Annotated in this window: 14 protein-coding genes and 3 rRNA genes; 15 read left to right on the top strand and 2 right to left on the bottom strand. The window is 66.0% G+C overall.

Annotation, left to right across the window (positions count from 1 at the left end):
- Positions 1-8: 8 nt before the first annotated feature.
- The 5 genes from PCC79_RS04485 (at position 9) to rplL (ending at position 7,692) form a co-directional block, all read left to right on the top strand.
- A 16S ribosomal RNA gene (locus PCC79_RS04485) occupies positions 9-1,519 on the top strand.
- Between the two features lie 407 nt (positions 1,520-1,926).
- Positions 1,927-5,042, top strand: a 23S ribosomal RNA gene (locus PCC79_RS04490).
- A gap of 145 nt (positions 5,043-5,187) precedes the next feature.
- Positions 5,188-5,304, top strand: a 5S ribosomal RNA gene (gene rrf, locus PCC79_RS04495).
- Together the 16S, 23S and 5S rRNA genes form the textbook arrangement of a ribosomal RNA operon.
- Before the next feature lie 1,316 nt (positions 5,305-6,620).
- Positions 6,621-7,274, top strand: coding sequence for a 50S ribosomal protein L10 (gene rplJ, locus PCC79_RS04500; RefSeq protein ID WP_232549028.1), 654 nt, complete (start codon positions 6,621-6,623; stop codon positions 7,272-7,274).
- A gap of 16 nt (positions 7,275-7,290) precedes the next feature.
- Positions 7,291-7,692: a 50S ribosomal protein L7/L12 gene (gene rplL, locus PCC79_RS04505; RefSeq protein ID WP_342373136.1), complete on the top strand. Its 402-nt coding sequence runs from the start codon at positions 7,291-7,293 to the stop codon at positions 7,690-7,692.
- A gap of 114 nt (positions 7,693-7,806) precedes the next feature.
- Here the strand turns inward: rplL and PCC79_RS04510 are convergent, their stop codons facing one another.
- Both PCC79_RS04510 and PCC79_RS04515 read right to left on the bottom strand, forming a co-directional pair.
- Positions 7,807-8,862, bottom strand: a complete 1,056-nt coding sequence (locus PCC79_RS04510; RefSeq protein ID WP_342373137.1) for a GtrA family protein — start codon at positions 8,860-8,862, stop codon at positions 7,807-7,809.
- Between the two features lie 9 nt (positions 8,863-8,871).
- Positions 8,872-9,855, bottom strand: coding sequence for a phosphodiester glycosidase family protein (locus PCC79_RS04515; protein WP_342373138.1), 984 nt, complete (start codon positions 9,853-9,855; stop codon positions 8,872-8,874).
- A 192-nt stretch (positions 9,856-10,047) separates the two neighbouring features.
- Here PCC79_RS04515 and PCC79_RS04520 point away from each other — a divergent pair, with 192 nt between their 5' ends.
- The 10 genes from PCC79_RS04520 to PCC79_RS04565 all read left to right on the top strand — a co-directional run bounded on the left by PCC79_RS04520 (position 10,048) and on the right by PCC79_RS04565 (position 25,636).
- Positions 10,048-10,650, top strand: a complete 603-nt coding sequence (locus tag PCC79_RS04520; RefSeq protein WP_232549024.1) for a DUF4956 domain-containing protein — start codon at positions 10,048-10,050, stop codon at positions 10,648-10,650.
- Positions 10,647-11,456, top strand: a complete 810-nt coding sequence (locus tag PCC79_RS04525) for a polyphosphate polymerase domain-containing protein (RefSeq protein WP_342373139.1) — start codon at positions 10,647-10,649, stop codon at positions 11,454-11,456. Before PCC79_RS04520 ends, PCC79_RS04525 begins: the two co-directional genes overlap by 4 nt.
- A 249-nt stretch (positions 11,457-11,705) precedes the next feature.
- Positions 11,706-15,179: a DNA-directed RNA polymerase subunit beta gene (gene rpoB, locus PCC79_RS04530; protein WP_232549022.1), complete on the top strand. Its 3,474-nt coding sequence runs from the start codon at positions 11,706-11,708 to the stop codon at positions 15,177-15,179.
- Positions 15,180-15,385: 206 nt separating this feature from the next.
- Positions 15,386-19,261 (top strand): DNA-directed RNA polymerase subunit beta', encoded by a 3,876-nt coding sequence (locus PCC79_RS04535; RefSeq protein WP_232549021.1) that lies wholly within the window; start codon positions 15,386-15,388, stop codon positions 19,259-19,261.
- Positions 19,262-19,441: 180 nt separating this feature from the next.
- A complete protein-coding gene (locus PCC79_RS04540; RefSeq protein WP_232549020.1) occupies positions 19,442-19,699 on the top strand; it encodes a hypothetical protein in 258 nt (85 codons plus the stop codon).
- A 327-nt stretch (positions 19,700-20,026) separates the two neighbouring features.
- Positions 20,027-20,398: a 30S ribosomal protein S12 gene (rpsL, locus tag PCC79_RS04545; protein ID WP_040157907.1), complete on the top strand. Its 372-nt coding sequence runs from the start codon at positions 20,027-20,029 to the stop codon at positions 20,396-20,398.
- Entirely contained in the window at positions 20,398-20,868 is a 471-nt protein-coding gene (gene rpsG, locus PCC79_RS04550; protein WP_232549019.1) for a 30S ribosomal protein S7, read from the top strand. The genes rpsL and rpsG overlap by 1 nt, the downstream gene beginning before the upstream one ends.
- Before the next feature lie 119 nt (positions 20,869-20,987).
- Positions 20,988-23,105: an elongation factor G gene (fusA, locus tag PCC79_RS04555; RefSeq protein ID WP_332836184.1), complete on the top strand. Its 2,118-nt coding sequence runs from the start codon at positions 20,988-20,990 to the stop codon at positions 23,103-23,105.
- A 197-nt stretch (positions 23,106-23,302) separates the two neighbouring features.
- A complete protein-coding gene (gene tuf, locus PCC79_RS04560; RefSeq protein ID WP_232549018.1) occupies positions 23,303-24,496 on the top strand; it encodes an elongation factor Tu in 1,194 nt (397 codons plus the stop codon).
- A 603-nt stretch (positions 24,497-25,099) separates the two neighbouring features.
- Positions 25,100-25,636 carry a hypothetical protein gene (locus tag PCC79_RS04565; protein WP_232549017.1) on the top strand — a complete coding sequence of 179 codons (537 nt, stop codon included), beginning with the start codon at positions 25,100-25,102 and terminating at the stop codon, positions 25,634-25,636.
- The last annotated feature ends 28 nt before the right edge of the window (positions 25,637-25,664 follow it).

Here is a 25,664-nt window from a genome sequence, read left to right on the forward strand (position 1 = left end):
ATTGTTTTTCGATGGAGAGTTTGATCCTGGCTCAGGACGAACGCTGGCGGCGTGCTTAACACATGCAAGTCGAACGGATCACTCTTCGGGGTGGTTAGTGGCGAACGGGTGAGTAACACGTGAGCAACCTGCCCTTCACCCTGGGATAACTGTGGGAAACTTCAGCTAATACCGGATATTACCTGTCACTGCATGGTGGTGGGTGGAAAGATTTTTTGGTGGGGGATGGGCTCGCGGCCTATCAGCTTGTTGGTGGGGTGATGGCCTACCAAGGCTTTGACGGGTAGCCGGCCTGAGAGGGCGACCGGCCACACTGGGACTGAGATACGGCCCAGACTCCTACGGGAGGCAGCAGTGGGGAATATTGCACAATGGACGGAAGTCTGATGCAGCAACGCCGCGTGCGGGATGAAGGCCTTCGGGTTGTAAACCGCTTTCACCGCCGACGAATTGAAGACGGTAGGCGGAGAAGAAGCACCGGCTAACTACGTGCCAGCAGCCGCGGTGATACGTAGGGTGCGAGCGTTGTCCGGATTTATTGGGCGTAAAGAGCTCGTAGGTGGTTTGTTGCGTCGGGAGTGAAAACACGCCGCTTAACGGTGTGCTTGCTTTCGATACGGGCAGACTTGAGGAAGGTAGGGGAGAACGGAATTCCTGGTGGAGCGGTGGAATGCGCAGATATCAGGAGGAACACCAGTGGCGAAGGCGGTTCTCTGGACCTTTCCTGACGCTGAGGAGCGAAAGCGTGGGGAGCAAACAGGCTTAGATACCCTGGTAGTCCACGCCGTAAACGGTGGGCACTAGGTGTGGGACCCATTCCACGGGTTCCGTGCCGTAGCTAACGCATTAAGTGCCCCGCCTGGGGAGTACGGCCGCAAGGCTAAAACTCAAAGGAATTGACGGGGGCCCGCACAAGCGGCGGAGCATGCGGATTAATTCGATGCAACGCGAAGAACCTTACCTGGGTTTGACATGCACCAGACGCATTCAGAGATGGATGTTCCCTTTGGGCTGGTGTGCAGGTGGTGCATGGCTGTCGTCAGCTCGTGTCGTGAGATGTTGGGTTAAGTCCCGCAACGAGCGCAACCCTCGTCCTATGTTGCCAGCGCGTAATGGCGGGAACTCATGGGAGACTGCCGGGGTCAACTCGGAGGAAGGTGGGGATGAGGTCAAGTCATCATGCCCCTTATGTCCAGGGCTTCACGCATGCTACAATGGCTGGTACAAAGGGTTGCGATGCCGCGAGGTTGAGCGAATCCCGTAAAGCCAGTCTCAGTTCGGATTGGGGTCTGCAACTCGACCCCATGAAGTCGGAGTCGCTAGTAATCGCAGATCAGCATTGCTGCGGTGAATACGTTCCCGGGCCTTGTACACACCGCCCGTCAAGTCATGAAAGTCGGTAACACCCGAAGCCGGTGGCCCAACCTTGTGGGGGGAGCCGTCGAAGGTGGGATCGGTAATTAGGACTAAGTCGTAACAAGGTAGCCGTACCGGAAGGTGCGGCTGGATCACCTCCTTTCTAGGGAGCCCATTGTCTATCGGGTCTGACTGGCCCGGAGGCGTCCTGCTTTCTCGCCCGTGTGTGGTGGGGGTGGGGTGGGTTTTTGATTGTGGAAGCATTGATCGAGTGCTCTTGCCTGGTGGCTGGTGCGCGTCTGGTACTGCTCGGCCCTCTGTTTGGGGGGTGTGGGTGTGGAAGGGTGTGTGTTGGTTGTGGGTGGGGGTGTGTGCGCGCTGTTGGGTTCTGGAATTTCCACTGTGTCGTCCCTGGTGTTTTTGGGGGCGGGTGGGGTTTCAAACCAAAATTTTTGCTGTCTGTCAGCTTGTCTTGCATCGGTTGGTGTGGGGTGGTTGGTGGGTGGTTGTTGTTTGAGAATTGTATAGTGGACGCGAGCATCTTGTAGTTTTTGTTGATCGTTTTTTTGGTGACAAGCTACTAAGGGCGGTCGGTGGATGCCTTGGCATCAAGAGCCGATGAAGGACGTTGCAACCTGCGATAAGCCATGGGGAGTTGGTAAGCGAGCTTTGATCCGTGGATGTCCGAATGGGGAAACCTCGAAAGTACCGGAGTCATGTCCGGCGACCTCACTCTGAATGTATAGGGGTGTTGGAGGGAACGCGGGGAAGTGAAACATCTCAGTACCCGCAGGAAGAGAAAACAATTGTGATTCCGTGAGTAGTGGCGAGCGAAAGCGGATGAGGCCAAACCTGGTGTGTGTGAGAGCTGACAGGCGTTGCATGCTGGGGGTTGTGGGACCTGCTTCACTGGGCTGTCATCTGGTGGGCGAGTGATAAAAGACATGCGAAGTTGAAGCCTCTGGGATGGGGCACCATAGTGCGTGATAGTCGTGTAGGCGTAAGTGTGTCTCTCGTGGCAGTGTTCCCAAGTAGCACGGAACTCCTGGAATTCTGTGTGAATCTGGCGGGACCACCCGTCAAGCCTAAATACTCCTTGATGACCGATAGCGGACAAGTACCGTGAGGGAAAGGTGAAAAGTACCCCGGGAGGGGAGTGAAATAGTACCTGAAACCGGCCGCCTACAATCCGTCGGAGCCTCCTTGTGGGGTGACGGCGTGCCTTTTGAAGAATGAGCCTGCGAGTTAGGGGTGTGTGGCGAGGTTAACCCGTGTGGGGTAGCCGTAGCGAAAGCGAGTCCGAAGAGGGCGTTTGAGTCGCATGCTCTAGACCCGAAGCGGAGTGATCTATCCATGGCCAGGGTGAAGCGACGGTAAGACGTCGTGGAGGCCCGAACCCACTTGGGTTGAAAACCGAGGGGATGAGCTGTGGATAGGGGTGAAAGGCCAATCAAACTCCGTGATAGCTGGTTCTCCCCGAAATGCATTTAGGTGCAGCGTCGCATGTTTCTTGCCGGAGGTAGAGCACTGGATGGTCTAGGGGGCCCACAAGCTTACCGAAATCAGCCAAACTCCGAATGCCGGTAAGTGAGAGTGCGGCAGTGAGACTGTGGGGGATAAGCTTCATAGTCGAGAGGGAAACAGCCCAGATCACCAGCTAAGGCCCCTAAGGGACTGCTAAGTGGAAAAGGATGTGGAGTTGCGAAGACAACCAGGAGGTTGGCTTGGAAGCAGCCACCCTTGAAAGAGTGCGTAATAGCTCACTGGTCAAGTGATTCTGCGCCGACAATGTAGCGGGGCTCAAGCAGTCCGCCGAAGCTGTGGCATTCACGCGTGTACTTGGGACTTTGTCTCTAGGTGTGTGGATGGGTAGGGGAGCGTCGTGTGTCCGGTGAAGCGGCGGGGTGACCCAGTCGTGGAGGGCATGCGAGTGAGAATGCAGGCATGAGTAGCGAATGACGGGTGAGAAACCCGTCCGCCGATTATCCAAGGGTTCCAGGGTCAAGCTAATCTGCCCTGGGTGAGTCGGGACCTAAGGCGAGGCCGACAGGCGTAGTCGATGGACAACCAGTTGATATTCTGGTACCGGCGAAGCAACGCCCGTGCTGAGGCTAGTGATACTAAGCACGCGAGATTGCCCGTCGATCCCTTCGGGGGTTGTGGGTGGTTGAGTCTGTGACCTGAGCTGGTAGTAGGCAAGCTGCGGAGGGACGCAGGAAGGTAGCCCATCCCACGCGATGGTTGTCGTGGGCTAAGATGGTAGGCCGGCGCATAGGTAAATCCGTGTGCTGTGTGGCTGAGAGTTGATGGCACTGGGGGTTTCGGCTTCTGGTGTGGGTGATCCTATGCTGCCTAGAAAAGCTTCGTGAGCGAGTTGTGAGCCGCCCGTACCCTAAACCGACACTGGTGGATAGGTAGAGAATACTGAGGCGATCGAGAGAATCGTGGTGAAGGAACTCGGCAAAATGCCCCCGTAACTTCGGGATAAGGGGGGCCTGAACCGTGAACCCACATTGCTGGGGGTAGCGGGGAGGGTCGCAGAGACCAGGCCCAAGCGACTGTTTACTAAAAACACAGGTCCGTGCGAAGTTGTAAGACGATGTATACGGACTGACTCCTGCCCGGTGCTGGAAGGTTAAGGGGAACCGTTAGCCGTGAGGCGAAGCGGTGAACTTAAGCCCCAGTAAACGGCGGTGGTAACTATAACCATCCTAAGGTAGCGAAATTCCTTGTCGGGTAAGTTCCGACCTGCACGAATGGAGTAACGACTTGGGCGCTGTCTCCACCACGAACTCGGCGAAATTGCACTACGAGTAAAGATGCTCGTTACGCGCAGCAGGACGGAAAGACCCCGGGACCTTTACTATAGTTTGGTATTGGTGATCGGTACGACTTGTGTAGGATAGGTGGGAGACTGTGAAGCATCAACGCCAGTGGGTGTGGAGTCATCGTTGAAATACCACTCTGGTCGTTCTGGTTATCTAACCTCGGACCCTGATCGGGTTCAGGGACAGTGCCTGATGGGTAGTTTGACTGGGGCGGTCGCCTCCCAAAAGGTAACGGAGGCGCCCAAAGGTTCCCTCAGCCTGGTTGGCAATCAGGTTTCGAGTGTAAGTGCACAAGGGGGCTTGACTGTGAGACAGACATGTCGAGCAGGGACGAAAGTCGGGACTAGTGATCTGACGGTGGCGTGTGGAAGCGCCGTCACTCAACGGATAAAAGGTACCCCGGGGATAACAGGCTGATCTTGCCCGAGCGTCCATAGCGACGGCATGGTTTGGCACCTCGATGTCGGCTCGTCGCATCCTGGGGCTGGAGTCGGTCCCAAGGGTTGGGCTGTTCGCCCATTAAAGCGGCACGCGAGCTGGGTTTAGAACGTCGTGAGACAGTTCGGTCCCTATCCGCTGCGCGCGTTAGAGTCTTGAGAAGGGCTGTCCCTAGTACGAGAGGACCGGGACGGACCAACCTCTGGTGTGCCAGTTGTACCGCCAGGTGCATGGCTGGTTGGCTACGTTGGGAAGTGATAACCGCTGAAAGCATCTAAGCGGGAAGCACGCTTCAAGATGAGGACTCTCACCACCTTGAGTGGGTAAGGCCCCCTGGAGACCACGGGGTTGATAGGCCAGATGTGGAAGCACAGTAATGTGTGGAGCTGACTGGTACTAATAGGCCGAGGGCTTGTCACACCACCAAAAAAATTTGTGTTGGCATTGACTTGTGTGTGTTCACGTCCACTGTACGATATCTGGAACAACAACCCCTGACGTTTGGGTTGGTTGGCCCGATTGTCCCCCACACCTGGTGGGTGTGGGATGAAAAATTCAAGATTGTTTCGGTGGTCATGGCGAAAGGGAAACGCCCGGTCCCATTCCGAACCCGGAAGCTAAGCCTTTCAGCGCCGATGGTACTGCACTCGTGAGGGTGTGGGAGAGTAGGACACCGCCGAACAACCTCTTTACAGGGGGGGAACGGGGGAACGGTCACCACAGGTGACAGTTTGCCCGTTCCCCTCCCTTCTTTTTTGCGCTCACACACCCGTCGGAGTTAGGACGGCCAGCTTGCGCTCCAGCGTCAAACCTGCCGGGGGGAGCGCGCGGCCCGGGGGTCTGACCGCACGGCTGCATCGAAGGTAAGTCACGGGAGGCTTTGGGGCATTTGTTGGTGTCGGGGATGGGTGCCGGCGTCCCCGCGACATCTTGTGCCAGGGGCCGGGGCGGCGGGGGGATACTGCGCGCCATGGACGGTGCGCTTGGGAATCCGCGCGAGCAGGTAACCGGCGGGGGAGCCAAACGCTGACGCAGCCCTGGAGCTACGCGTGCCCTACGCGGGGGCGCTTGGATGGCGCGTGCTCCTCCGGGGAGGTGCGGTGTGCTGGTCATGCCGATTGGCCCGCATGGGAGTCCAGGCCGCAGCAACCGGCAGGCCTGTACTGGCCGTGCTGGGCGCACTTTCGATCGTCGCTATGGCCTCGTTCTCAAGCGTGTTTGACAACGGGTTGCCTTCTGGCTGGCCGATCGCGTCTGCCTGGGTGGGAGGACAACGGTGGTGGCGAGGCTGCGGACGAAGATGTCCGGTTCGGCCCGTCTCTCGCGACGCGCCCAGGACACCCCGGAGCAGCGGCGTGGGTGCTCCCTTACTACTCGGCGGACCGTGGGGTCACTTGGCGCACCTTCTCGCCACCTGGCGCTCCGCAACTCACGCGGCGGCCCTTCCACGCCCCGCCACGTGAGCTGCGGTGCGCCACGTGGGGTTGGGCTGCGCCACGTGAGCCGAGGTGCGCCACGTTGAGCCCCCGTGCGCCCGGTCGAGCGTCGGAGGTGCGCGACGTGGGGTTGGGCTGCGCCACCTGGGGTTGGGCTGCGCCACGTTGAGCGCGAGGTACGCCGCGTGGAGCGCCGGCGCCGGGGGTGCGCCAGGTGAGATCCAAAGGTCAGTTGGGCGTCGGGGGTGCTGGGGTGAGGACAGAGTTCATGGGTGTCGAGGTGCCGCCGACGGTGCGCAACGGTGTCTGTGATGCCGAACGGGGCCGTGACGCGGAACGGTGTCCTGATGCCGGGGTGATTTGAGCCGCGGGCCGGCTGTGGCCTAAGCTGGTCGTTGAAGCCGAAGACCGCTGGTGGTCGCGTCCGAGAGGGCTCGATGCAAATCCCGCGCAGGTGAGCACGACACGTCAGCTGCATGCCAGCACGTCCCGTGGTTGCCTCGCGCACCACGGGTTTTTTCATGTCGGAGGCTCAACACCAGAAGTAGTGGGAAGGAGACCCATGGCGAGGCCGGACAAGGCAGCAGCCGTCGAGGAGTTGAAGGAGTCCTTCACCTCGGCGAACGCGGCCGTTCTGACCGAATACCGTGGCATCACCGTCGCGGGGCTGCAGGAACTGCGGCGCTCGTTCGCGAACGATGCCACTTACGCCATCGCGAAGAACACTCTGACCCAGATCGCTGCCCGTGACGCGGGCATCGAGGGCCTCGAGGAGTACCTCACCGGCCCCACGGCGATCGCTTTCATCACCGGTGACGTTGCCACGGTGGCGAAGGGTCTGCGCGATTTCGCGAAGGACAACCCGCATCTGGTCATCAAGGGTGGCGTCATGGACGGTCGTGTCCTCGGCGCCGATGAGGTCAAGAAGCTGGCCAACCTGGAGTCGCGCGAGGTTCTGCTCGCGAAGCTCGCGGGTGCCATGCAGGCGAACCTCAGCAAGGCTGTCTACCTCATCGCTGCTCCGCTCTCCCAGGCCGCTCGCGTCCTGGGTGCGCTCGAGCAGGCGGCGGGGGAGAACCCCTCCCTGATCGGTGGTGCCGGCGAGGCCGCCACTCCCGATGCCGACCAGGTGCCCGACACCGCCGAGGACGCCTCGGCACCCGACGCAGCGCCCGCTGCCGAGGCACAGGACGACGCGGCCCCGGTCGCGGAGTAAGAAAGGAACGCCCAACATGGCGAAGCTCACCAACGACGAGCTCCTTGACGCCTTCAAGGAGATGACCCTGATCGAGCTCTCCGAGTTCGTCAAGCTGTTCGAGGACGCCTTCGGCGTCACCGCCGCCGCCCCGGTCGCCGTGGCCGGTGCGGCCGCTCCGGCCGCCGGTGGCGCCGGTGGGGATGCGGGTGCCGAGGAGGAGGTCTCCTCCGAGGTCGACGTCATCCTGGAGTCCGCTGGCGACAAGAAGATCCAGGTCATCAAGGAGGTGCGCGCCCTCACGTCCCTCGGTCTCAAGGAGGCCAAGGACCTCGTGGAGGCCGCCCCCAAGCCGGTTCTGGAGAAGGTCGCGCGCGACGCGGCCGCCAAGGCCAAGGAGCAGCTCGAGGCTGCCGGCGCCTCCGTCACCATCAAGTGACACCGGCGTCGATCCTCGATCGACACCAGCGAGGGCCCGCGGGAATTTCCCGCGGGCCCTCGTCGTTTGTTCCCGGGCGCTCGCCCGGTGACGCGCCCCCGGTGGGGGCCGGGGTCAGGCGTCCACGCGGGCGGGCAAGGACGCGGAGGCCGGGCCGGTGAACACCAGGCGCTGCTGCGCGGCGTAGCTCACGGTGAACAACAGCGCTTCGACGACGACCTTGGCCACCAGCAGCGAGACGCCCCACTCCGTGACGAGCAGCGTCATCAGGCAGGCGTTGGCACCCAGCAGCGCTGCGGCGAGCACGGCGTAGCGGCCTGCCGCCCGCGTGGCCGGGCCCGCGTGACCGAACACCAGATCGCGGTTGATCGCGAAGTTGGCCGCGGCGCTGACGACCCGGGCGCCGAGGATGGCCGCCACCAGTGGCGCACCCAGCCGGCTCAGGAGGAGCAGGGCGACCACATCAAGGGCGTACCCGGCCAGGGACGACGCCGCGAAGCGAAGCAGGGGGGCGTAGATTCGCAACGAATCGACGACCGGACGGAAGTGGGACGACTCGTTGGCGTCCAGGTAGATCGTCTGGATGGAGGTCTGGTGGATCTCCACCCCGGCCCCACGGGCGCGCAGGAGCAGGTTGAACTCGTACTCGAACCGATCGCCCGGCACCGACTGGAGCCACCCGAGCACCTCGGCGGGGTAGGCGCGCAGCCCGGTCTGGGTGTCGTTCACCCGCGTGCCGGTCACGGCGCGGAACAGCCAGCGCGTGACGGTGTTGCCGAGCCGGCTCCTCAGGGGAACCGGCGGGCCGGACGCGGCGGTGAACGAGCGTTCACCCAGCACCATGGACCGGGTACCGGGCCGCACGAGGGACGCCACCGCCGCGATGTCGGACGGGGTGTGCTGACCGTCGCAGTCCGCGCAGACGACCGTCTCACCGGGGGCATGTTCCGCCGCCCAGGCGAAGCCGCGCTTGAGGGTCACCCCCTTGCCCCTGTTCGTCGCCGCGCGCTCGACGTGCGCGCCGGCGTCCGCCGCCACCTGGAACACCCCGTCGTAACCGGGGCCGGAACCGTCGTCCATGACCAGCACGCGGGCGTGGGGGAGCGCGGAACGCAGGTCGCGGACGAGGTGCACCAGCCGCAGATCGGGCTCGTAGGCTGGGATGAGCACGATCACCGCTCAGCCCGCCACGTAGATGATGTCGGACGTGCCCCGCTCCTGGCCCTTGCCGAGGGGGTCGTTGACCACAGCGTCGTCGAACACCATCGTGGAGCTGCCGCCGCCGTCGAGGTTGTAGGCCACCGTCGCCCCCAGGTCGGCGAAGAGGGCCGCGAACTCGGTCATGGTCATCCCGCGGCTGTATCCCGACGAGCGGCCGTCGACGACGACGGCGACGAGGTGGTTCGCCTCGACCATGCCGATGCCCGTGCGGGGCTGGTTGCCCTGGATGGAGTGGTTGCCGAAGTTGGTGTCGACCTCGACCTCGTCGATGCCGTCGATCACGACACCCTGGTCGAGCAGGGACGGGCCGAACGACCACGTCTGCCAGACGCCGTCGGCGACCAGCGCGTCGGCGTTCGTCGCCGTCTCGTCGTAGGGGACGAGCGTGCCGTCGCCGTACAGCGCCAGCCCCGTGCGGGCGCCAGCGTCCCGGAAGGCCACGCCGTTGCGGATCACGATGCCCGTGTCCCGGAACCCGTAGTAGTCGCCGTTCACGGCGAACACGGCACCGTTGTCGGCCGCGATGACGGACGGATTCTCGATGATGTTCTCGCCGTACGTGTCTTCCGCGAAGGCGGTGCGCACTGCCGTCGCGTCGGAGAGCAGGATGTCCGCGACGAACCAGGTGATCGTGTCGCTGCCACTCCCGGAACTGTGCTGGGTGATGCTGACGGTGGCGTTGCCCCCGGCGTAGCTCAGCCCACTCACCGTGCCCGTCTCGTCGGTGACGGCGGCGGACGTGTCGTTGCTGCTCCACGCGGTGGACGCCGACGTCACCTCCGCGTGCTCGATCACGAAACGGTCCAGCGCCCACGTGGCGCCCGCGCCGAGCGTGAACAGGCCACCGAGCCCGAACAGCGATCGGCGGGAGAGGCGGCCGGACGGGCCCGGCGTGGCGGTGCTGGTCGCGGACGCTGGCGTCCGGGTGTCGATGTCGCTCATGGACACCAGTGCAGCGCCCGGATCTGTGGGGTCCCTGTGCGGGTCATGAGGGTGCTCGGTGAGGGGTCGAGAGGGCGGCCGTCTGGTGTGGACGGGGCTCACAGACCCGACAACCGCCGCTCACAGAGAGGGCACAGGAACGGGGTCCGTAATGGAAGACATCAACCGAACATGACTCGTCAGGAGCCCCTCGTGACCACCGCCATCGCCCTCCACCTCGCCCTCGACATCATCGCGATCCTCGTGCTCGCGGTCGGTGTCTACTTTCCACGCCACCACCGCCGGGACCTGCTGGTCTCCTACATCGGTGTCAACCTGGGAGTGCTCGCGGTCAGCTCGATCCTGCTGACGACGTCGGTCGGTGCGGGCGTGGGGCTCGGACTGTTCGGCGTCCTGTCCATCATCCGCCTGCGCTCCGACGAGCTGGCCCAACACGAGATCGCGTACTACTTCGCAGCCCTCGCCCTCGGCCTCATCGGAGGCCTGGGCACCGACCTGGTCATCTCGGCCGTCCTGATGGCGCTCATCGTGGCGACGTTGTTCCTCACCGACCACCCGGCCGTCCTCCGCGGATGGTCGCGCCAGGTGCTGGTGCTCGACCGCGCGATTGCGGACAGGACGGGCCTCGTCGCCGCCCTGGAGCAGCGCTTGGGGGCACGGGTGCTCAGCGCCCAGACCATCCGCCTCGACTTCGTGAACGACACCACGACCGTGGACGTCCGCTTCCGCGCCGCCGCTCCCGCGGTGGGCATCGAGGCCGGTCGGGCCGAGGGCCTCGAGGAGGCGACCCGATGACCGCCGTCTGGCCGACCACCGTGCCTGTCGGCGGCGAACGTCGGGGCTGGGCCGGGGGCGGACGCCGCAGCGCCGACGACCTGCCCGCCATCGGTCTCGCCGAACTCAACGCCTCGGCCGCCCTCCTCACCCGCGTGGACCGCAAGTATGTGCTCGCCGAGGCCGACCTTCCGGCCCTGTGGGCGTGCCTCCCGCCGGACGCCCGCGTGCTGGAGATCGACCACGCCCGCGCCTTCGCGTACCGGTCCACCTACCTCGACACCGCCGGCCTGGACGCCTACCGCGCGTCCGCCCACGCCCGGCGGCGACGCTGGAAGGTGCGGACACGGTCCTACGCCACGGGGGAGTCCTTCCTCGAGGTGAAGACCCGCCGGGCCGCCTCGACCGTCAAGGAGCGCATCGCGCTGCCCACGGTCGACCCGCTCGCGGGGGAGGGGACACCCTTCGTGCAGAGCCGCCTCGCCGGCGCCGGCATCGCGGTGGACGCGGCCGCGCTGCACCCCACCCTGGTCACCACCTACGAGCGGACGACGATCCATCTGCCGGGCAGCGGTTCCCGCGTGACGCTCGACTCGGGCCTCGTCTGGGAGCTCCCCGGCGGGGAGGCCCGACGCCACTTCGCCGGCCGCGTCATCGTGGAGACCAAGTCGGGCAGCACCCCGTCGACCCTCGACCACGCTCTGTGGCGCCTCGGGCACCGCCCGGCGCGCATCTCCAAGTACGCCGTCGGCCTCGCTCTCCTGCGGCCCGATTTGCCGGCCAACCGCTGGCACCGCCTGCTCACCACGCTGGCCCCCGCCGGGTGAGGGGCGGCGTCCACCCGGGTGGTCGGGTGGACGCGCCGCGGGGCGTGTTGCGGAACGCCGCAGAGGCGCTAGCATCGTGCGCGTCGACAGCGTTCTTCCGGCCGGCAGCGTAGGCGCGTCCGGGTTTGCGTGGCGCATCAGCTACGGCTACCATGGTGTTTTGCCCCATTTGACGACCCGTGGCAACTTGACGCGGGCCGTTTCGCATGCAAGGAACCGGCTTGCCGGGACTCTGTGGAAGGACCTATCTTGGCCGCGTCGCGCACTGCGTCGAAGAACACCAATGTCATTTCCCCCAGCGGGCGAATCTCGTTCGCGAAGATCCACGAGCCGCTGGAGGTCCCGAACCTCCTCGACCTGCAGCTCGAGTCCTTCGAGTGGCTGATCGGTAGCCAGGCCTGGCGGGCGAACGTCGATGCGGCGCTCGCGGAGGGCCGTACCGACATCAACACCAAGTCGGGCCTGGAGGAGATCTTCGAGGAGATCTCGCCGATCGAGGACCTGTCCGAGACGATGTCGCTGAGCTTCCGCGACCACCGGTTCGAGGATCCCAAGTACACCGTCGAGGAGTGCAAGGACCGCGACGTCACCTACGCCGCCCCGCTCTTCGTCACCGCCGAGTTCATGAACAACGACACGGGCGAGATCAAGAGCCAGACCGTGTTCATGGGCGACTTCCCGCTCATGACCGACAAGGGCACGTTCGTCATCAACGGCACCGAGCGCGTCGTCGTCAGTCAGCTCGTGCGCAGCCCGGGCGTCTACTTCGAGCAGACCCCCGACAAGACGTCGGACAAGGATGTCTTCACCTGCAAGATCATCCCCAGCCGCGGCGCCTGGCTCGAGCTCGAGGTGGACAAGCGCGACATGGTCGGCGTCCGCCTCGACCGCAAGCGCAAGCAGAACGTCACGGTGCTGCTCAAGGCCCTGGGCTGGACCAACGAGCAGATCCTGGAGGAGTTCGGCGAGTACGAGTCGATGCGGCTCACGCTCGAGAAGGACACCACGACGACGACCGACGAGGCCCTGCTCGACATCTACCGCAAGCTGCGCCCGGGCGAACCGCCGACGCGCGAGGCGGCGTCCGCGATGCTGCAGAACTACTACTTCAACCCGAAGCGGTACGACCTCGCCAAGGTGGGTCGCTACAAGATCAACAAGAAGCTCGGGCTGGAGCAGCCGTTCGACACCCAGGTGCTGACGATGGAGGACGTCGTCTCGGCGATCCGCTACGTCGTCGCGCTCCACGAGGGCCGCACCGAGCTGGCCGACGTGCCGATCGAGACCGACGACATCGACCACTTCGGCAACCGCCGCCTGCGCACCGTGGGCGAGCTGATCCAAAACCAGCTCCGCATCGGCCTGGGGCGTCTCGAGCGCACCGTCCGTGACCGGATGACGACGCAGGACATCGAGGCGATCACGCCGCAGACCCTGATCAACATCCGCCCGGTCGTCGCGGCGCTGAAGGAGTTCTTCGGCACCTCGCAGCTGTCGCAGTTCATGGACCAGAACAACCCCCTGGCCGGTCTGACGCACAAGCGGCGTCTCTCCGCGCTGGGCCCGGGTGGTCTGTCCCGTGACCGCGCCGGCATGGAGGTGCGCGACGTCCACCCCAGCCACTACGGCCGCATGTGCCCGATCGAGACCCCCGAGGGCCCGAACATCGGCCTCATCGGTTCACTGGCGTCCTTCGCGCGCGTCAACGCGTTCGGCTTCATCGAGACGCCGTACCGCAAGGTGGTCGACGGGGTCGTCACCGACCAGATCGACTACCTGACCGCCGACGAGGAGGACCGCTACGTCGTGGCCCAGGCGAACGCCCGCCTGAACGACGACGGCAGCTTCGCCGAGGATCGCGTGCTCGTCCGGCTGCGCCACGGCGACGCCGACGAGGTGACGCATGACGAGGTGCAGTACATGGACGTGTCGCCGCGCCAGATGGTGTCGGTCGCGACCGCCCTGATCCCGTTCCTCGAGCATGACGACGCCTCGCGCGCCCTGATGGGCGCCAACATGCAGCGCCAGGCCGTCCCGCTGATCCGCAACGAGGCCCCCTTCGTGGGCACCGGCATGGAGTACCGCGGGGCGATCGACGCCGGCGAGGTGACGGTCGCCGCCAAGGCGGGCGTCGTGACGTCGGTGTCCGGCGATCTCATCGACGTGATGAACGACGACGGGACGCAGACGACCTACCGGCTCGCGAAGTTCGTTCGCTCCAACGCCACGACGTGCATCAACCAGCGCCCGCTGGTGGCCGACGGTCAGCGCGTCGAGGTCGGCCAGCCCCTGGCCGACGGTGCGTGCACCGACAACGGTGAGATGGCGCTCGGCCGCAACCTGCTGGTCGCGTTCATGCCGTGGGAGGGTCACAACTACGAGGACGCGATCATCCTCAGCCAGCGGCTCGTGCAGGACGACGTGCTCACCTCGATCCACATCGAGGAGCACGAGATCGATGCCCGGGACACGAAGCTGGGCCCCGAGGAGATCACGCGCGACATCCCGAACGTCGGCGACGACATGCTCGCTGATCTCGACGATCGCGGCATCGTCCGCATCGGCGCCGAGGTCGGCACCGGCGACATCCTGGTCGGCAAGGTCACGCCCAAGGGCGAGACCGAGCTCACCCCGGAGGAGCGCCTGCTGCGCGCCATCTTCGGCGAGAAGGCGCGCGAGGTGCGCGACACCTCGATGAAGGTGCCGCACGGTGAGACCGGCACGGTCATCGGCGTGCGCGTCTTCGACCGCGAGGAGGGCGACGAGCTGCCCCCCGGCGTGAACCAGCTGGTGCGCGTCTACGTGGCGCAGAAGCGCAAGATCTCCGACGGCGACAAGCTGGCCGGACGCCACGGCAACAAGGGCGTCATCTCCAAGATCCTGCCCGTTGAGGACATGCCGTTCCTCGAGGACGGGACGCCGGTCGACATCGTCCTCAACCCGCTGGGCGTGCCGAGCCGCATGAACGTCGGCCAGGTGCTGGAGACGCACCTCGGCTGGATCGCTCACAGCGGCTGGGACATCGCCGACGTGGACGCCCCCTGGGCCGAGCGCCTGAAGGACGTCGGGCTCGAGCACGTGGAGGGCAACGCCCGCCTCGCGACCCCGGTGTTCGACGGCGCGAACGAGTCCGAGATCGGTGGCCTCCTCGAGCACGGTCTGCCGCAGCGTGACGGGCTCCGCCTCGTCGACGGTGGGGGCAAGGCGCAGCTGTTCGACGGTCGCTCCGGCGAGCCCTACCCCGAGCGCGTCGGCGTCGGCTACATCTACATGCTGAAGCTGCACCACCTGGTGGACGACAAGATCCACGCGCGCTCCACCGGCCCCTACTCGATGATCACGCAGCAGCCCCTGGGCGGCAAGGCCCAGTTCGGCGGCCAGCGGTTCGGCGAGATGGAGGTGTGGGCCATGGAGGCGTACGGCGCCGCCTGGGCCCTGCAGGAGTTGCTGACCATCAAGTCCGACGACGTCCCCGGCCGCGTGAAGGTCTACGAGGCGATCGTGAAGGGCGAGAACATCCCCGAGCCCGGCATCCCCGAGTCGTTCAAGGTGCTCGTCAAGGAGATGAAGTCGCTCTGCCTGAACGTCGAGGTGCTGTCCTCCGACGGCACCGTCGTCGAGCTGCGGGACTCCGAGGACGACTTCCACCGCGCCGAGGAGTTCGGGATCGACCTGTCGCGTCGCCCCGGATCCGACTCCTTCGCCGACATCGAAGAGGTCTGACCACACCCGGGGGGCTCCGCCCCCCCGGGCACCCCCTCACCCGGGGGGCTTCGCCCCCCGGGAACCCCCCGCAGGGGCTTCGCCCCCGCCCCCCCGGTGGAAGCCCTTCGGGCTCTCACCTCCTGCAGGAGCTTCGCTCCTGCACCGTCCGGGCCAGCGGCCACTGGCCTGAACAGTTCCCCTGACAGGGAAGAAAGAGAAGAAACGTGCTGGACGTCAACTTCTACGACGAATTGCGCATCGGGCTCGCCACCGCGGACCAGATCCGCGAGTGGAGCCACGGCGAAGTCAAGAAGCCCGAGACGATCAACTACCGCACGCTCAAGCCCGAGCGTGACGGCCTGTTCTGCGAGAAGATCTTCGGCCCGACCCGGGACTGGGAGTGCTACTGCGGCAAGTACAAGCGCGTCCGCTTCAAGGGCATCATCTGCGAGCGCTGCGGCGTCGAGGTGACCCGCAGCAACGTGCGCCGCGAGCGCATGGGGCACATCGAGCTGGCCGCCCCCGTCACGCACATCTGGTACTTCAAGGGTGTGCCCAGCCGGCTGGGCTACCTCCTCGACATCGCGCCGAAGGACCTCGAGAAGGTCATCTACTTCGCCGCCTACATGATCACCTCGGTGGACGAGGACGCCCGCCACCGCGACCTGTCCAGCCTTGAGGCCAAGGTCGAGGTCGAGCGCAAGCAGCTCGCGTCCCGGCGTGACGCCGACATCGAGACGCGCATGCAGAAGATCGAGGAGGACCTCGCGGCCCTGGAGGCCGAAGGCGCCAAGGCGGACGCCAAGAAGCGCGTCCGCGACGGTGGCGAGCGCGACGTCAAGGCGATCCGCGACCGCGCCCAGCGCGATCTCGACCGGCTCGATGCCGTCTGGCAGCGGTTCCGCACCCTGAAGGTCCAGGACCTCGAGGGTGACGAGATCCTCTACCGCGAGATGAAGAGCCGCTTCGGCAAGTACTTCGAGGGCTTCATGGGTGCCGAGGCGATCAAGCGTCGCCTCGCCGACTTCGACCTCGAGGCCGAGTCCGAGAACCTGCGCACGATCATCCAGACCGGCAAGGGCCAGCGCAAGACCCGCGCGCTCAAGCGCCTCAAGGTCGTCTCGGCGTTCCTCAGCACCACCAACAGCCCCATCGGCATGGTGCTGGACGCCGTCCCCGTCATCCCGCCGGACCTGCGCCCCATGGTGCAGCTCGACGGTGGCCGCTTCGCGACCTCCGACCTGAACGACCTGTACCGCCGCGTCATCAACCGCAACAACCGCCTCAAGCGGCTGCTCGACCTCGGCGCACCCGAGATCATCGTCAACAACGAGAAGCGGATGCTCCAGGAGGCCGTGGACTCGCTGTTCGACAACGGACGCCGTGGGCGTCCGGTCACCGGCCCGGGCAACCGGCCGCTGAAGTCGATCTCCGACATGCTGAAGGGCAAGCAGGGCCGGTTCCGGCAGAACCTGCTCGGCAAGCGCGTCGACTACTCGGGCCGTTCGGTCATCGTGGTCGGCCCGCAGCTCAAGCTGCACCAGTGCGGGCTGCCCAAGAACATGGCCCTGGAGCTGTTCAAGCCCTTCGTGATGAAGCGGCTCGACGACCTCAACCTGGCGCAGAACATCAAGAGCGCGAAGCGTATGGTCGAGCGCCAGCGTCCGGTGGTGTGGGACGTCCTCGAAGAGGTCATCTCCGAGCACCCCGTGCTGCTCAACCGCGCGCCCACGCTGCACCGCTTGGGCATCCAGGCGTTCGAGCCGCAGCTCATCGAGGGCAAGGCGATCCAGCTGCACCCGCTCGTCTGCACCGCCTTCAACGCCGACTTCGACGGCGACCAGATGGCCGTGCACCTGCCGCTGAGCGCGGAGGCGCAGGCCGAGGCCCGCGTGCTGATGCTGAGCACGAACAACATCCTCAAGCCCGCCGACGGCCGGCCCGTGACCCTGCCCACGCAGGACATGATCATCGGTCACTACTTCCTCACGACCCTGCGTGAGGGCCAGCAGGGCGAGGGGCGTTCCTTCATCAGCAAGGACGAGGCGCACATGGCGTTCGACGCCGGTGACCTGGCGATCAACGCGCGCATCACCCTGCGCGTGCGGGACGCCGTGCCGCCGGAGGGGGTCGAGGCTCGCGCCGATGGCTCCTTCCTGCTCGAGACCACGCTGGGCCGCGCCCTGTTCAACGAGGCCCTGCCGGCCGACTACCCCTACGTCAACGGGTCGGTGGGCAAGAAGCAGCTCGGTCACATCGTGAACGACCTGGCCGAGCGCTACCAGAAGGTCGACGTCGGTCGCACCCTCGACCGGCTGAAGGACATCGGCTTCAAGTGGGCCACCCGCTCGGGTGTCACCGTCTCGATCGCCGACGTGCAGACGCCGCCGAGCAAGCCCGAGATCCTCGCGACCTACGACGCGAAGGCCACGAAGATCACCCGCCAGTTCGAGCGCGGCAAGGTCACGGAGGAGGAGCGCCAGCAGGAGCTCGTCCAGCTGTGGACCGACGCCACCAACGAGCTGACCGCGGCCATGGAGGCGAACTTCACGACCGACAACCCCATCTTCATGATGGTCGAGTCGGGCGCCCGAGGGAACATGACGCAGATGCGTCAGATCGCCGCCATGCGAGGCCTGGTGGCCAACCCGAAGGGCGAGATCATCGCGCGACCGATCAAGTCGAACTTCCGCGAGGGTCTGTCCGTGCTGGAGTACTTCATCTCCACCCACGGTGGCCGCAAGGGCCAGGCCGACACGGCGCTGCGCACCGCTGACTCCGGGTACCTGACGCGTCGCCTGGTCGACGTCAGCCAGGACGTCATCATCCGCGAGGAGGACTGCGGCACCGAGCGTGGCCTGACCAAGGCCATCGTCGAGGAGGGTCGCGACGGCCGCCCGGTCACCGCCGGGGACGTCGAGACCGCCGTCTACGCCCGCACGCTGGCGTCCGACATCGTCGGCCCCGACGGTGAGGTGCTCGTGGCCGCCGGCGTCGATCTCGGCGACGTCGAGATCGCCCGGCTCGTCGAGGCCGGCGTGACCGAGGTCAAGGTGCGCTCGGTGCTGACCTGCGAGTCGGCGCTCGGCACCTGCGCCCAGTGCTACGGACGCTCGCTGGCCACCGGCAAGATCGTCGACGTCGGCGAGGCCGTGGGCATCGTCGCGGCGCAGTCCATCGGCGAGCCCGGCACCCAGCTGACGATGCGCACCTTCCACACCGGTGGTGTGGCCGGTGACGACATCACGCAGGGTCTGCCCCGTGTGCAGGAGCTCTTCGAGGCCCGGACGCCCAAGGGCAAGGCCCCCATCGCCGAGGCGGCGGGCCGCGTCCAGATCGAGGAAGCGGACCGCTCCCGCAAGCTGGTCGTCGTCCGCGACGATGGCGAGCCGGACCTGGAGTACCCGCTGCCGCGCCGCGTCCGCCTCGAGTGGGAGGACGCAGCGGGGGAGCGTCACGTGATCGCCGACGGCGTGCACGTGGAGGCCGGCCAGCAGCTCACCGCGGGCATCAGGGATCCCCAGGACATCCTGCGCGTCAACGGCCTGCGCCGGGTGCAGGAGTACCTGGTGGACGAGGTGCAGGCGGTGTACCGCACGCAGGGCGCGCCGATCCACGACAAGCACATCGAGATCATCATCCGGCAGATGCTCCGCCGCGTGACGGTCATCGAGTCGGGGGAGACGACGATCCTGCCCGGCGACCTGGTCGATCGCAGCTTCTTCGAGGCCGCGAACCGTCAGGCCGTCACCGAGGGCCGCCAGCCCGCCCAGGGTCGTCCGGTGCTCATGGGCATCACCAAGGCGTCGCTCGCCACCGAGAGCTGGCTCTCGGCGGCGTCCTTCCAGGAGACGACGAAGGTGCTCACGGACGCGGCGATCCACGCGCGGTCGGACAGCTTGGTGGGTCTCAAGGAGAACGTCATCCTGGGCAAGCTCATCCCGGCCGGTACCGGTCTCGATCGGTACCGCAACATCCGGGTGGAGCCCACGGCGGAGGCGCGCGCCGCGGCGTACGACCTGAGCTACGACCCGTACGACTACGACATGGCGAGCAGCGGTTCGGGATCTTTGGACGACTTCGATCTCGATCTCGGCTGATCCGTCCACCACGGGGCCCCGCACGAACGTGCGGGGCCCCGTTGTCGTCCCCGGCGTCCACGAGTGCCCCGAGGTCGAGCACAGTGATTGACACGCTGCCCTCGCGGGTGCCACGGTGCGCGTGCAGCTTCCACGGGCGGTTGCCGGTGGACCAGAGGAACCTGAAAGGTGGCTCGAGACATGGAACGCACGGTGAGGGGGCGGGGTGCGCGCAACGCCGCGTGGATGCTCGCTGCTGTGCTCGTCGCGGTGGGCGCTGTCGTCCTGGTGGTCTTCTTCTTCCAGCCGTGGCGCACCTGCGTCGATGACGAAGCTCCGGCCGCGTGCCCGGGGGGCATCGAGGCGGTCTACCGGGGGGTGGGGCTGTCGATGATGGGACTCGGTTTCCTCGTCTGGTTCTTCTCCACGTTCCTGCTCGCGCCGCGCACACCGCGGTGAGGGTGTCCGCACCGCAGGAGGATGCGGAGGTGGGCGGACGCGGCCGGCAGGTGAAGGTATCGGCTAGGATGGTGATGTCCTCGGCTAGTCATGCCCCGCCGTCCGATTTGGGTTCGGATGGGGCTAACCACTAGTCTGGATTCGTTGTGTTCGGTTGTCCGGACCACCCAGGCTGTGCGTGCCACCCCCCGTGGGTCGCTGCGCACGCCGCACGATCCACAGCGATCCGGCGCGCTCGACTCCCGAGCGGGTCGCCGCCGGGGAAGCAGATGTCACCCCGGGCACACGCCAGTGCCCAGGAACGCGAACGAAAAGGATTACCAGCCGGTGCCCACCATCCAGCAGTTGGTCCGCAAGGGCCGCACTGACAAGGTCAGCAAGAACAAGACGCCTGCCCTGAAGGGCTCCCCGCAGCGCCGTGGCGTGTGCACGCGTGTGTACACCACCACGCCCAAGAAGCCGAACTCGGCGCTCCGCAAGGTGGCGCGCGTCCGTCTCAGCTCGGGCATCGAGGTCACCGCGTACATCCCCGGTGTCGGCCACAACCTGCAGGAGCACTCGATGGTGCTCGTGCGCGGCGGCCGTGTGAAGGACCTGCCGGGCGTGCGCTACAAGATCATCCGCGGCTCGCTCGACACCCAGGGTGTGAAGAACCGCAAGCAGGCTCGCAGCCGCTACGGCGCGAAGAAGGAGAAGTAATGCCTCGCAAGGGTCCGGCCCCCAAGCGGCCGATCGTCGTCGACCCGGTCTACGGCTCGCCGCTGGTCTCCCAGCTCGTGAGCAAGATCCTGCTCGACGGCAAGAAGACCACCGCCCAGAACATCGTGTACGGCGCCCTCGAGGGCACCCGCACGAAGTCCGGCGTCGACCCCGTCCAGACGCTCAAGAAGGCGCTCGACAACATCCGCCCCGCGGTGGAGGTCAAGAGCCGTCGCGTCGGTGGCGCCACCTACCAGGTGCCCGTCGAGGTCAAGCCCGGCCGTGCCACCACGCTTGCCATGCGCTGGCTGGTCGGCTTCTCCCGGCAGCGTCGTGAGAAGACCATGACCGAGCGCCTCATGAACGAGCTCCTCGACGCCAGCAACGGCCTCGGCGCGAGCGTCAAGAAGCGCGAGGACACCCACAAGATGGCCGAGGCCAACCGCGCCTTCGCCCACTACCGCTGGTGATCTGACCCGTTGCTCTCCCTCGCCCCGGCGAGGGGGAGCAACGCTGCTGCCCGAGTCGAACGACCGGCGTTTCACCTGTCGGCCGACCAGCTTTTCGAAACAAGAGGGGAACCACATCCGTGGCCATCGACATCACGACCAACCTCGCCAAGGTCCGCAACATCGGCATCATGGCCCACATCGACGCGGGCAAGACCACCACGACCGAGCGCATCCTGTTCTACACCGGCATCAACTACAAGATCGGTGAGGTCCACGAGGGTGGCGCCACGATGGACTGGATGGAGCAGGAGCAGGAGCGCGGCATCACGATCACGTCCGCCGCGACGACGTGCTTTTGGCATGACCACCAGATCAACATCATCGACACCCCCGGGCACGTCGACTTCACCGTCGAGGTGGAGCGCTCGCTCCGCGTCCTCGACGGCGCCGTCGCGGTGTTCGACGGCGTGGCGGGTGTGGAGCCGCAGAGCCAGACGGTGTGGCGCCAGGCCACCCGCTACGGCGTGCCGCGCATCTGCTACGTGAACAAGCTCGACCGCACGGGCGCGTCCTTCGACTACGTCGTCAAGACGATCAAGGAGCGCCTCAATGCCACCGTCGCCGTCCTGCAGCTCCCCGTGGGCGCCGAGGCCAACTTCCAGGGCGTCGTCGACCTCGTCGGCCAGCGCGCCCTGATGTGGCGTGGCGAGACCGCGATCGGTGAGGACTACACCGTCGAGGAGATCCCGGCCGACCTGGTGGACGCCGCCGCCGAGGCCCGCGAGGAACTCATCCAGGTGCTCGCCGACAACGACGACGAGTTCGCCGAGGAGTGGCTGCTCGCGGAGGACTCCGGCGACGAGCTGACCGTCGAGTCGATCAAGGCCGCCATCCGTCGGTGCGTGCTCAGCAACGCCGTGACCGCCGTCGTGTGCGGCACGTCGTTCAAGAACAAGGGCGTCCAGCCGATGCTCGACGCCGTCATTGACTACCTGCCGTCCCCGCTGGACGTGCCGGCCATCGACGGGTTCAAGCCCGGCGACGAGTCCGTCGAGCTGCACCGCAAGCCGAGCAACGACGAGCCGCTGAGCATCCTGGCGTTCAAGATCGCGGCCGACCCCCACCTGGGCCGACTCACGTACGTCCGCATCTACTCCGGCGTCCTCAAGGCGGGCCAGCAGGTCATGAACGCCACCAAGGGCAAGAAGGAGCGGATCGGCAAGATCTACCAGATGCACGCCAACAAGCGTGAGGAGATCGACGAGATCGGCGCTGGCATGATCTGCGCCGTCATGGGCCTGAAGGACACGACGACCGGTGAGACGCTGTGCGATCCGCAGCACCCGATCATCCTGGAGTCGATGGACTTCCCGAACCCCGTCATCGAGCAGGCCATCGAGCCGAAGACGAAGTCGGACCAGGAGAAGCTGTCGACCGCCATCCAGCGGCTCGCCGAGGAGGACCCGACCTTCCGCGTCCACACCGACGAGGAGACCGGCCAGACGATCATCGCCGGCATGGGCGAGCTGCACCTCGAGGTGCTGATCGACCGCATGAAGCGCGAGTTCAAGGTCGAGGCGAACATCGGCAAGCCGCAGGTCGCCTACCGCGAGACCCTGCGACGGGCCGTGGACAAGGTCGAGTACACCCACAAGAAGCAGTCGGGTGGTTCCGGCCAGTACGGCAAGGTCATCATCGCGCTGGAGCCGCAGGAGGCCGGCGCGGGCTACGAGTTCGTCAACGGGGTGACCGGTGGTCGCATCCCGCGCGAGTACATTCCGGCGGTCGACCAGGGCATCCAGGAGGCCATGGCCTTCGGCCCGCTGGCCGGCTACCCGGTGGAGGACATCAAGGTGACGCTGCTCGACGGCGCCTACCACGACGTCGACTCCAGCGAGCTCGCGTTCAAGATCGCCGGTTCCATGGTGTTCAAGGAGGCCGCCCGCAAGGCCGATCCGGCCCTCCTCGAGCCGCTCATGGCCGTCGAGGTCACGACGCCGGAGGACTACCTCGGCACCGTGATCGGCGACATCAACTCCCGCCGTGGCTCCGTCCAGGGCATGGAGGAGGTGCACGGCAACCAGGTCGTGCGCGCGCACGTTCCGCTGTCGGAGATGTTCGGCTACGTCGGCGACCTGCGTTCCAAGACGTCGGGGCAGGCGTCCTACTCCATGGAGTTCCACGCCTACGGCGAGTGCCCGAAGTCGGTCGCCGAGGAGATCATCGAGAAGGGCCGCGGCGGCAGCAGCGACTGAATCGCTGCCGACCCGGCCACCCGCGCCGCGGGGGAGGGGGCTCGCCGAGGCGAGTTTGACTCTCCCGCAGCGCTGCACGAAACTTGGGAGGGTCCGCCTTGTGGCGGACCGACCCGAGCAACGGGAACCATCCCAGCAAGACCAAGAACTAGGCGCCGCACGAACCGCGTGTGGCGGCACAGGAAAGAGGAGCCCCAGTGGCAAAGGCCAAGTTTGAGCGGACCAAGCCGCACTGCAACATCGGCACCATCGGGCACGTCGACCACGGCAAGACCACGCTCACGGCGGCGATTACGAAGGTGCTCCACGACAAGTACCCCGAGCTGAACGCCGTCTCGGCCTTCGACCAGATCGACAAGGCCCCCGAGGAGCGTCAGCGCGGCATCACGATCTCGATCGCGCACGTCGAGTACCAGACGGAAGAGCGCCACTACGCGCACGTCGACTGCCCGGGTCACGCTGACTACGTCAAGAACATGATCACCGGTGCCGCGCAGATGGACGGTGCGATCCTCGTGGTCGCCGCCACCGACGGCCCCATGGCGCAGACGCGCGAGCACATCCTGCTGGCCCGCCAGGTCGGCGTCCCCGCGATCGTCGTCGCGCTCAACAAGTGCGACATGGTCGACGACGAGGAGCTCATCGAGCTCGTCGAGATGGAGATGCGCGAGCTGCTCAGCGCCCAGGAGTTCGACGGCGACAACCTGCCGATCGTCCGCGTCGCTGCCTTCCCCGCGATGAACGGCGACGAGAAGTGGGCCGACTCGATCCTCGAGCTCATGAACGCGGTGGACGAGTACATCCCGCAGCCGGAGCGCGACACCGAGAAGCCCTTCCTCATGCCTGTCGAGGACGTCTTCACCATCACCGGTCGTGGCACGGTCGTCACCGGCCGTATCGAGCGCGGCATCGTCCGCACCGGCGAGACGGTCGACATCATCGGCATCCGTGAGGCCAAGCAGCAGAGCACCATCACCGGTGTCGAGATGTTCCGCAAGATCCTCGACGAGGGTCGTGCGGGCGAGAACGTCGGTCTGCTGCTCCGCGGCACGAAGAAGGACGACGTCGAGCGCGGCATGGTCATCTGCAAGCCGGGTTCGGTCACGCCGCACACCGACTTCGAGGCCAACGTCTACGTCCTCACCAAGGAGGAGGGCGGCCGTCACAAGCCGTTCTTCAGCAACTACTCCCCGCAGTTCTACTTCCGCACGACGGACGTGACCGGCGTGGTGCAGCTGCCCGAGGGCACCGAGATGGTCATGCCCGGTGACAACACCGGCATGACGGTTCACCTCAACAAGCCGATCGCCATGGAAGAGGCGCTGAAGTTCGCCATCCGCGAGGGTGGCCGCACGGTCGGCGCCGGCAACGTGACCAAGATCCTCAAGTGATCCGACGCGTCGGTTCGCCGGCGCGACGTCCACGGATCTGGTGACACCAGGCCACCACGGGCCCGCACTCCCTTCAGGGGTGCGGGCCCGTTGGCGTGCCGGTGCCGGACGCCCTCCGCGTTCTGCACCCAGTTCGCGCAGGCGACGCGGGCCTCTGATCGCACCGAAAGGGCAGGCGGCGCACCGACAGGTCACACGTGGCGCAGTGCCCGTCACGTGGCGCAGTGCCCGACACCTGGCGCAGTGTCCGTCACGTGGCGGGGCTTGCACGGGCCTCCAGGTGAGCTCCGCTGCGCCGGGTGGGGCCACGCTGCGCCACGTGGGGCTCTGGGTCTTCGCGCCGGGGCGAGGCGGGCGCGACGAAAAGGCGACAGTGAGTGCGCACTCATTCCGGGCTTCACGCTCACGGTGGTGCCGGACGAGAATCGAGTGCGGTCTTTTCGTCGGTCACCGGCAACCTCGGGGTGTGGTGCTCCCGCCAGGTGGCGGCCTTGGCTGTCACCCGGCGGGGTAACCGGAGATTGTTGCCCCCTACGCCGCGTAGTAGTAAAATCTTGAAATGTCCGGAGGCTCCGTGGGGAGCCACTACGAAGCGAAGAACCCATGAATCTCAAGCCGTTGAAGACCGCGGGCATCGTGTCGACCATCATGGGCATCTTGTTCGCGCTCACCGGCGCTGTCGTCTGGGGCGTTGTCACCTCCCAGCTGGCCGCCGAGCGCATCACGGTGCCCGACGACGCCGCCTTCATGCAGGGGGCGACCGTGGCCGACCCGCTGTCGGCGCTGGCGCAGGCCGACATCATCAACCACCACGCCATGGAGGGCTCCGAGGGCCGCACCTACGCCGAGCTGGGCACCCTGGCGCGTGAGGCGCGTGCCGCCGGTGACACCGAGCTGGCCGACGAGCTGACCGCCCAGCGCACCTCGGTGATGAACGCGTCGTTCCTGCGGGCGTCGCTGTTCACCTCCGTGCTGTCCTACGGCGTCTGCCTGTTCGCCATCGGTGTCGGCCTGACGCTGCTGGTGCTGGGCTGGGCGCTGATGTCCTTGGCCAAGAGCCTGGCGTCCGGGGCCACCGCGCTCACCGGCGGGACCACCGCCACCCGCACCGGCGACACCGGCGGGGCGACCCGCGCCTGACCTTGCGGCCGCGCCACCGGTCGTCCGC

The organism is Propioniciclava soli, assembly GCF_038502305.1.
Lineage (GTDB): Bacteria > Actinomycetota > Actinomycetes > Propionibacteriales > Propionibacteriaceae > Propioniciclava > Propioniciclava soli.

What these genes read in the sequence shown, in the direction of transcription:
- PCC79_RS04540 (WP_232549020.1), top strand. Translation starts at nt 19,442, where the DNA reads ATGGAACGCACGGTGAGGGGGCGGGGTGCGCGCAACGCCGCGTGGATG.
- PCC79_RS04515 (WP_342373138.1), bottom strand. Translation starts at nt 9,855, where the DNA reads ATGAGCGACATCGACACCCGGACGCCAGCGTCCGCGACCAGCACCGCC.
- PCC79_RS04525 (WP_342373139.1), top strand. Translation starts at nt 10,647, where the DNA reads ATGACCGCCGTCTGGCCGACCACCGTGCCTGTCGGCGGCGAACGTCGG.
- rpsG (WP_232549019.1), top strand. Translation starts at nt 20,398, where the DNA reads ATGCCTCGCAAGGGTCCGGCCCCCAAGCGGCCGATCGTCGTCGACCCG.
- rplL (WP_342373136.1), top strand. Translation starts at nt 7,291, where the DNA reads ATGGCGAAGCTCACCAACGACGAGCTCCTTGACGCCTTCAAGGAGATG.
- rplJ (WP_232549028.1), top strand. Translation starts at nt 6,621, where the DNA reads ATGGCGAGGCCGGACAAGGCAGCAGCCGTCGAGGAGTTGAAGGAGTCC.
- PCC79_RS04565 (WP_232549017.1), top strand. Translation starts at nt 25,100, where the DNA reads ATGAATCTCAAGCCGTTGAAGACCGCGGGCATCGTGTCGACCATCATG.